Origin of the sequence: Tsukamurella spumae (assembly GCF_012396015.1) — a bacterium.
GTDB lineage: Bacteria > Actinomycetota > Actinomycetes > Mycobacteriales > Mycobacteriaceae > Tsukamurella > Tsukamurella spumae.
The window spans coordinates 38545-46329 of record NZ_JAAXOQ010000030.1 but is presented as its reverse complement, the minus strand read 5'-3'; the positions used below and the strand labels follow the sequence as shown (position 1 = coordinate 46329).

The following is a 7785-nucleotide window of genomic DNA, read 5'->3' as shown; positions in this document are numbered from 1 at the left end:
CAACACCAAGATCCGAGCGTTCATCGACGGCTGGAACCCCAGAGCCCACCCGTTCGTCTGGACCAAGACCGCCGAACAGATCCTCGAGAAGGCGAACCGTCCAACAACTTCAAACCCGCGCCACTAGGTGTCATCACCAGGAGCGCCGCACAGGCTTTCCTGAAAGGCACCACCATGAACGATTCCTCTCTCACTCTGCAGCGCGCCGACGACGGTGACTGGCTCGCCGTCGATGCCGAAGGCCTGGTCATCGGCCGCGGCGGGACCTCGCGCAGGCCCGGCTTCATCAGCGTCGACGCCTGGAGCGCACCGGCCTTCGACCTGATCGCGGCGGCGATCCTCGCCGAGCTGCCCCTGCCTCTGTGCACCCTGGTCGCCGCCGGCGACGACGACCTGTTGGCCGCCTGGCGCCGCCACGGATTCGCCGAGCGCCGTCGGGAAGTGTTGTACCGCATCCCGTTCGACCCCGACGGGCCTCCTCCGCCGATCGCGGACCTGCCCGTGGTGCGCGCGGTCCGGCCGCACGCGGGACGGCCGACGCCCTTCCTCGCCGCCGACGTCGACGCCGCCGACCGGGCGACGATCGACGCCCTCGAGGCCGCGGGCGGGTCCGCCGTCGAGACCACGGTCGAGCTGGTGCGGGCATGACGAAGACAGCGCGCGGCATCGAGGCCTCAGGCACCGTCGTCGAAGGGCTGCGGAACGCGACCTTCCGGGTCGAGCTGGACAACGGGCACGTCGTGCTCGCCCACATCAGCGGGAAGATCCGGAAGAACTACATCAAGATCGTGCCGCTCGACCGGGTACTCGTGGAGATCAGCCCCTACGACCTCACGCGCGGCCGGATCCTGTTCCGGTACCGCAGCTGACCGGCGGGGAGCGGATCGGTCAGGAATCGAGAAGCACCCGGAACGGCCAGCTCATAGCGTTGTGGGCATGACGACATCAGTTTCCACCCCGGTCCGTTCCCTCACCCTGGAGGTCGCCGATCCGGCTGCCGCCCGGGCCTTCTACGACACCGCGTTCGGCCCCGACGAGCGACTGCGCGTCGCGCCCGCCGCCGGCGAGTCCACCGGCTTCCGCGGCTGCGTGGTCTCGCTCGTCGTGGCCGAGCCGGCCGTCGTGGACTCCTTCGTCGAGCCCGCCCTTGCGGCGGGCGCGACGGAGATCAAGCCCGCGCGGAAGTCCTTCTGGGGCTACGGCGGCGTGTTCCGAGCCCCCGACGGCACGATCTGGAAGGTGGCCTCCTCCTCGAAGAAGACCACCGGCGCCCCGCTGCGCGTCATCGACGACGTGGTCCTCCTGTTGGGCGTGGACGACGTGGCCGCCACCAAGGCGTTCTACGTCGAGCACGGCCTCACGGTCGCGAAGAGCTTCGGCCGCAAGTACGTCGAGTTCGACGCAGCGCCCGGTGCGGTGAAACTCGCGCTGTACGGGCGGAGGGCAGCGGCGAAGGACGCGGGCGTGCCCGCGGAGGGCAGCGGCTCCCACCGCCTGCGCATCGACGGTGTCCTCGGGGCCCTCACCGACCCCGACGGCTTCGTCTGGCAGTGAGTCGGCCTGGGCTACCGGCCATCGCCCTCGATGACCTGCCGCCTCTTGCCTTCGGCCGGAATCCTGCGAATGAATCGTGTTAGGACGCTGCGCCGATCAAGGTGGCTTCTCTGGCTTGCAGCGCGATGAGAGCGATGTCATCGGAAGCGATGCGCAAGTCGGGATCGCGCATGCTCAATGATCGATCGAAGCCCGCATCGATCTGCCCGTCGATGAACTCCCACAGGTCCGATTCGGATCCGGAACGCGGCAGCTCGATGACCTTCGCGCTCATCACTTGCTGGTCGATGTGCCAGATCAGTGCGGTGTTGTCGGCCAGGGTGCCGCGGACCTTCTCGAGTAGTCCGACCTCCGGGGCAGTGTCGAACACCACCTGTGCCTCATCGGTGGTCAGATGGACGAAGATCCCCAGCTGATCAGGATGGTCCTCCTCGAACACCCACAGCAGTCGAGCCGAGGAGTCGGGCAGTTTGGAGAGTGTGATCGACGTCAGGCCGTCCCAATGCTGAATGACCGTCGGAGCCTGGACCGGCGATTCGTGCATCCATGAGGTGTCAGGCATCAGGGGAGCCTCCTTGCAAGTTCAATCGATTCCAGTGTGGCACGACCGGGCAGGTCCCACCACCAGCGGTGTACGGCCTGATCGATCAGAGTCGCACCGAAATCCTTGTCCGCTCGGGCCATCATGTCCGTCATGTCGCCGTAGACACTCACGTGTCGAGGGATGCCGATCGAGGGCGTGCGCATCGGGAAGTATCCGGCATCCATCAGGTCGCCGGCGCGGAAGTAGCGAACGCAGTCCTTCTTCCGCGATCGTGCCGACTGCGGTCTCCGCCGCACCTGCCGAACCGTTTCCTCGATGGTCTGTGCTCCCTCGATCATGGAGACATCGACCTCCACCCAACGTTCCACCGCATGCTCGCGCCACAGCGGGACCTCGTTGAACACGGCGACGCCGGCCGATATCTTGCCGAGGTGAGTGAGTACCGAATCCGCGGGAACTGCTGCGAACGGGCGCTGCTGGGGCTCGTCCCAGCAGGATGAACGGGGTTCCACCATCGACGCTTCCTTCGTCGGGAGACCTCGGTGGCGGTCGGCGGTCCCCCTATACATTGGACGCATCAGGAGGCGGTTCGGTTCCCGATGTGCTGCGCTACGGTATTCCCTGCGGCGACTCGGCCGCCCCGCACCGGCCGCGCCACGTCACGGCGCCGCGAATGACACTCTCTTCGAAGAACGGGGCGTCCGCCCCGCAGCGGTGAATCCGCATCGGCCGCGGAAACCGCGGCCCGCGGTTCCCGCCATCACGTTGCTGAACGAATGGCGCGAGCACGTCGAGCGGACCGAACAACGTGTCCGCGACGGTGACTACGGCTATCGCACGGGATGTGAGTGCTGCGACGGCAACGTGCTCACGGACGCACGGGATCGCCTTGAGAGCATGATGCGCAACGGCGGTCGCAGAGCTCGGCGACTGCGAGTCGCGGTCGAGGAGCTGGATCGCCGATTCCTGCTCGTGACCGTGGAGGACCCGTACTCCTGGCGGTCGCAGTCGTGGTGGCGCCGCCGCGTACCGCACGGCTGATGGGCGAGGCGGCCCGCCGGGGCGGCGCGGGTGGCTACCATGAGCGGCGCATCGGGCAGGCCGGCGTCGTGGGCGCCTCGGATCGGGACGGGAACGCATGGCAGAGATCGACCTCGGCTCCGCGGGGACCGACCGCGATCGGGCCATCGAGGCGCTCCTCGGCGGCCTGGCGGACGCCATCGACCCCGACCGACTGAGCGACGAGATCCTCGAGGCGATCTACACCCGCGTCGAGGAGTTCGCGGAGGACGGCGACGAGGACCTGCGCCGCATGACCGGCACCGTCGCCACGCGGACCCTGCACGACGTGTGGCGCGGGCTGCGGCGCAGCTCGCGGACCGCGGAGCTCGACCCCCCGCCCGTCGCCGCCGCCTGGCCGGCCGAGCTGGTCCACCGCGGCATCGAGCTGCACGCGATGCTGCGCGCCTACCGCCTCGGTCATGAGCTCGTCGAGGCCGCATGGCAGACCACGATCAGCAGGCTCGAGGCCGACGACGACGTGCGAGCCGAGGCGTTGCTCCGCGCGTCGCGCTTCTTCTTCGCCTACGTCGACGCCGTGTCGGTGCAGCTCACCCATACCTACATCGAGGAACGTGCTCGGCGGAACCGCGGCGCGGCCGTGCTGCGCGCCGAGACCGTCCGCGAGCTTCTCGACGGCGGCTCGATGCCGGCTGACCGGGCGTCGGCCGCGCTGCGCTACGACGTCAGTGGCACCCATGTGGGGTTCATCGTCTGGATGGAACCGTCCGAACCCGACGGCCGGCACGCCGTGACCCTGGAATCCGTCGCCGCTCGAGTCGGATCGGTCGTCGGTCGCGGGGGAGAGGTCATGCTCGTGCCCGTGGGGAACTGGGTCGTGTGGGGGTGGGCACGGGTCATCGCGCACGACCTCGATCGCGTCCGTGCGGAACTCGTGGTTCCCGACCCGGTTCACGTCACCGTCGGCGATGCGTCGCCCGGCATCGACGGGCTGATCCGCACGCACGACGAGGCCACTGCGGCGCGCCGCGTCGCGCGGTTCGCGGGGAACCGGAGCGAGCGGGTGGTGTTCCATCACGATGTCGCGTTGCTGGAGTTGCTCACCGCGGATCCCGTTGCTGCGCAGCGATTCGTGCGCGCGGAGCTCGGCCCCCTTGCCGTCGACGACGAGCAGGCGGCGCGGCTGCGCAGCACGGTGCAGGTCTACCTGGACGAGAACCTCAGCCCGATCCGGACGGCCCGACGACTCGGCGTCAACAAGAACACGGTGGTGAACCGGATGGAGAAGGTCGAGGACCTCCTCGGCCACGCGGTACTCAGCCGCCGGCGCGAGATCGAGGCCGCCCTCCGCCTCGCCGCGGCCGATCCCGTCGCCGACGACTGACCTCCGCGCCCGCTCTCGGCGGGGTGGCTCCCCGCACCAGTCGCGGCTCCCCGGAATGGCGCGGGACACCATTGTGAGCCCTGTCACCTGCTCATAGCGTTGTAAGCAGGCCGAAGCAGCCCCGCAGCGGCCCCTCACCCGCAAGGGGAGCACGGAGCCCGCGAGAACCGCAGGGACCAGCAGCACACGGAAGAGGGATGAACCATGTCGACAGTCACCTTCGTCGAACACGACGGCACCGTCCACGACGTCGACCTCGTCGAGGGCGAGTCGCTGATGGAGATCGCGACGAGCAACGGCGTCCCCGGCATCGATGGGGACTGCGGCGGCGAATCCGCCTGCGGCACCTGCCACGTCATCGTCGATGCGGACTGGATCGGCGTCACCGGCACGCGCTCCGACGAGGAGAGCCAGATGGTCGAGATGTCGCCGGAGTGCGTGCCGAACTCGCGCCTCGCCTGCCAGGTGCGGGCCCAGGCCAAGCTCGACGGGATCCTGGTGCACCTGCCCGAGTACCAGATGTAGCCGCGCTCAACAGCCCGAAAATTCTAGCAGCCCAAAGACTCTCCCATCAGACAGGCGGTCGAACGGAATCATGAACACCACGGACAGCGTTCTCGAGCGGGCCAAGGCCCGCGTACTGGACAAGGTGCAGTCGACGGTGCCCGTCGACCGGCAGGTGCAGGCGGCGCACCTCGTGGAGCGTGCGAAGCGCTTCACCGGCATCAGCAAGCCGGTCACCTTCGTCGAACAGCCGATCCCGGATCCGGCGGACGTGCCCCTCACCGACATCGACGTCAGCAACCCGTTCATGAACCGGCAGGGCAAGTGGTATCCGTACTTCGCCCGCCTGCGCGACGAGGCCCCGGTGCATTACCGGTCGGAGAGTCCGTTCGGGCCGTTCTGGTCGATCACGCGCTACGACGACATCCGCGCCGTCGACACCGATCCGGACACCTTCTCGGCGGAGCCGTACATCGTGCTCGGTCAGCCCCCGCTCGACATCGCCATGTTCATCGCCATGGACCCGCCGAAGCACGACGTGCAGCGCAAGGCCGTGCAGGGCGTGGTGGCTCCGAAGAATCTCAAGGAGATGGAGTCGCTCATCCGCGAGCGGGTCCAGGAGGTCCTCGACGGCCTGCCGATCGGCGAGCCCTTCGACTGGGTCGATCGTGTGTCGATGGAGATCACGGGCCGCATGCTCGCGACGCTGCTGGACTTCCCCTACGACCAGCGGCGCAAGCTGACCTACTGGTCCGACACGATCAGCGGCACCGGGCAGGGCACCGGCGGCACCACTGACCTCGACGGCTTCTACGAGGCCACGGGCGAGATGGCCCGCGCCTTCATGGACCTCTGGTACGACAAGGCCGCGCGTCGGGAGGCCGGCGAGGAGCCCGGGTTCGACCTGATCACGCTGATGCAGACCTCCGAGGACACCAAGGACCTGATCAACCGGCCGCTGGAGTTCCTGGGCAACCTGACGCTGCTCATCGTGGGCGGCAACGACACCACCCGCAACTCGATGTCGGGCGGTGTGCTCGCGCTCAACCGCTTCCCGGACCAGTTCGCCAAGCTCAAGGCGGACCCGTCGCTCATCACCAACATGGTTTCGGAGATCATCCGCTGGCAGACGCCGCTCGCGTACATGCGCCGCGTCGCGACGAGGGATGTGCACTTCGGCGGGCAGTTCATCCGCAAGGGCGATCAGGTGGTCATGTGGTACGCCTCGGGCAACCGCGACGAGCGCCAGTTCGAGAATCCCGACGACTTCGTGATCGACCGCAAGAACGCCCGCAACCACATCGCCTTCGGCTTCGGCGTGCACCGCTGCATGGGCAACCGCCTCGCGGAGATGCAGTTGCGCATCCTGTGGGAGGAACTGCTCCCGCGTTTCGAGGACATCACGGTGATCGGCGAGCCCGCGTACGTGCAGTCCAACTTCGTGAAGGGCTACGAGAAGATGATGGTCACCCTCACGCCACGTCGCTCGGACGACTCGGAGGAGGCGTCCCGATGAACGACGAACGGTTCCCGAAGCCCGAGCGCGTCGTCATCGTCGGCGCCGGCCACGCCGGCGCGCAGCTGTGCGCGGGCCTGCGCCAGGACGGATGGGAGGGGCGGATCCTGCTGATCGGCGACGAGCCCTCCCTGCCGTACCAGCGCCCGCCGCTGTCGAAGACCTACCTGGCAGGCACGACGACGCTGGACGACCTGCTCATCCGCAAGCCCGACTTCTACACCAAGGAGGGGGTCGACTTCCGGCAGGGACGGGTCGTCGGCATCGACCGCGAGGCCCGCACCGTCGACCTCGAGGACGGGGAGAGCCTCGGCTACGACGAGCTCGTGCTGTGCCTCGGAGCCCGGCCGCGACGCCTGGAGCTGCCCGGAGCCGACCTCGAGGGGGTCCATTACCTGCGCGACGCCGCCGACATCGGGCGCATCCGCGAGGACACGGCGACGGCGCGCCACGCCGTCATCATCGGCGCCGGTTACATCGGGCTGGAGACGGCCGCTTCGCTGCGCAAGCTCGGGATCGGGGTCACGGTGATCGAGGTCGCCGACCGTGTGCTGCAGCGCGTCACCGCGCCCGAGGTCTCCGAGTTCTACGACCGGGTGCACCGCGAGGAGGGCGTCGACATCCGCGTGGGCGTCGGCGTCGCGGGCCTCGAGGGTGACGACGGCCGGGTCACGGGCGTCCGCCTGTCCGACGGTGAGCTCGTCCGCGCCGAGCTGGTCATCGTCGGCGTCGGCGTGGTCCCCAATGTCGAACTCGCGGCGGCGGCGGGGCTGCCGGTCGACAACGGCGTCGTCATCGACGCGTACGGGCGCACGAGCGACCCGCACGTCTTCGCCGCCGGGGACTGCGCGAGCTACCACGACACGCGCTACGGCCGTCGGCTGCGGCTGGAGTCGGTGCCGAACGCGATGGAGCAGGCCAAGAGCGTCGCCGCCGCGATCTGCGGCGGGCAGAAGGAGATCGCCGCGCTGCCGTGGTTCTGGTCCGATCAGTACGACCTGAAACTGCAGATCGCGGGCCTGAACGCGGGGTACGACGAGATCGTGCTGCGCGGTGACCCGGCCGACGGGCGCGGCTTCGCGTGCTTCTACTTCGCGCAGGGCCGCCTCATCGCGGCGGACTGCGTCAACCGGGCGCAGGAGTTCATGTTCAGCAAGCGCGCGATCGCGCAGGGGCTCGCTCCGGACCGGGCGCTGCTGGCGGACCTCGAGACCCCGCTGAGGTCCCTCCTGGAGGCGCAGCCCGCCGGCTGAATCGCGGCTG

10 protein-coding genes and 1 pseudogene are annotated in these 7785 nt (G+C 68.7%); 9 read left to right on the top strand and 2 right to left on the bottom strand.

What is annotated here, in order from left to right; all coding sequences use genetic code 11:
- The 4 genes and pseudogenes from HF999_RS23180 to HF999_RS18540 all read left to right on the top strand — a co-directional run.
- A pseudogene (locus HF999_RS23180) lies at positions 1 to 127 on the top strand (IS630 family transposase); the annotation flags it as partial.
- A 47-nt stretch (positions 128 to 174) separates the two neighbouring features.
- Positions 175 to 648 carry a hypothetical protein gene (locus tag HF999_RS18550; protein WP_068569282.1) on the top strand — a complete coding sequence of 158 codons (474 nt, stop codon included), beginning with the start codon at positions 175 to 177 and terminating at the stop codon, positions 646 to 648.
- Positions 645 to 869 carry a translation initiation factor IF-1 gene (infA, locus tag HF999_RS18545; RefSeq protein WP_068569281.1) on the top strand — a complete coding sequence of 75 codons (225 nt, stop codon included), beginning with the start codon at positions 645 to 647 and terminating at the stop codon, positions 867 to 869. The genes HF999_RS18550 and infA overlap by 4 nt, the downstream gene beginning before the upstream one ends.
- A gap of 67 nt (positions 870 to 936) precedes the next feature.
- Entirely contained in the window at positions 937 to 1554 is a 618-nt protein-coding gene (locus HF999_RS18540) for a VOC family protein (protein WP_068569905.1), read from the top strand.
- Between the two features lie 79 nt (positions 1555 to 1633).
- Here HF999_RS18540 and HF999_RS18535 read toward each other — a convergent pair whose 3' ends face one another.
- Both HF999_RS18535 and HF999_RS18530 read right to left on the bottom strand, forming a co-directional pair.
- The gene (locus HF999_RS18535; RefSeq protein WP_068569280.1) at positions 1634 to 2116 is read right to left on the bottom strand and encodes a hypothetical protein; all 483 of its coding nucleotides are present in this window, start codon (positions 2114 to 2116) and stop codon (positions 1634 to 1636) included.
- The gene (locus tag HF999_RS18530; protein WP_068569279.1) at positions 2116 to 2613 is read right to left on the bottom strand and encodes a hypothetical protein; all 498 of its coding nucleotides are present in this window, start codon (positions 2611 to 2613) and stop codon (positions 2116 to 2118) included. Before HF999_RS18530 ends, HF999_RS18535 begins: the two co-directional genes overlap by 1 nt.
- Before the next feature lie 382 nt (positions 2614 to 2995).
- Here HF999_RS18530 and HF999_RS18525 point away from each other — a divergent pair, with 382 nt between their 5' ends.
- The 5 genes from HF999_RS18525 to HF999_RS18505 all read left to right on the top strand — a co-directional run bounded on the left by HF999_RS18525 (position 2996) and on the right by HF999_RS18505 (position 7775).
- The gene (locus HF999_RS18525) at positions 2996 to 3139 is read left to right on the top strand and encodes a hypothetical protein (RefSeq protein WP_156485737.1); all 144 of its coding nucleotides are present in this window, start codon (positions 2996 to 2998) and stop codon (positions 3137 to 3139) included.
- 97 nt (positions 3140 to 3236) lie between these two features.
- Positions 3237 to 4502: a PucR family transcriptional regulator gene (locus HF999_RS18520; protein WP_068569277.1), complete on the top strand. Its 1266-nt coding sequence runs from the start codon at positions 3237 to 3239 to the stop codon at positions 4500 to 4502.
- A 204-nt stretch (positions 4503 to 4706) separates the two neighbouring features.
- Positions 4707 to 5027 (top strand): 2Fe-2S iron-sulfur cluster-binding protein, encoded by a 321-nt coding sequence (locus tag HF999_RS18515; protein WP_068569276.1) that lies wholly within the window; start codon positions 4707 to 4709, stop codon positions 5025 to 5027.
- Positions 5028 to 5097: 70 nt separating this feature from the next.
- The gene (locus HF999_RS18510; protein WP_068569275.1) at positions 5098 to 6522 is read left to right on the top strand and encodes a cytochrome P450; all 1425 of its coding nucleotides are present in this window, start codon (positions 5098 to 5100) and stop codon (positions 6520 to 6522) included.
- Positions 6519 to 7775, top strand: a complete 1257-nt coding sequence (locus HF999_RS18505; RefSeq protein ID WP_068569274.1) for an NAD(P)/FAD-dependent oxidoreductase — start codon at positions 6519 to 6521, stop codon at positions 7773 to 7775. The genes HF999_RS18510 and HF999_RS18505 overlap by 4 nt, the downstream gene beginning before the upstream one ends.
- Positions 7776 to 7785: the final 10 nt, after the last annotated feature.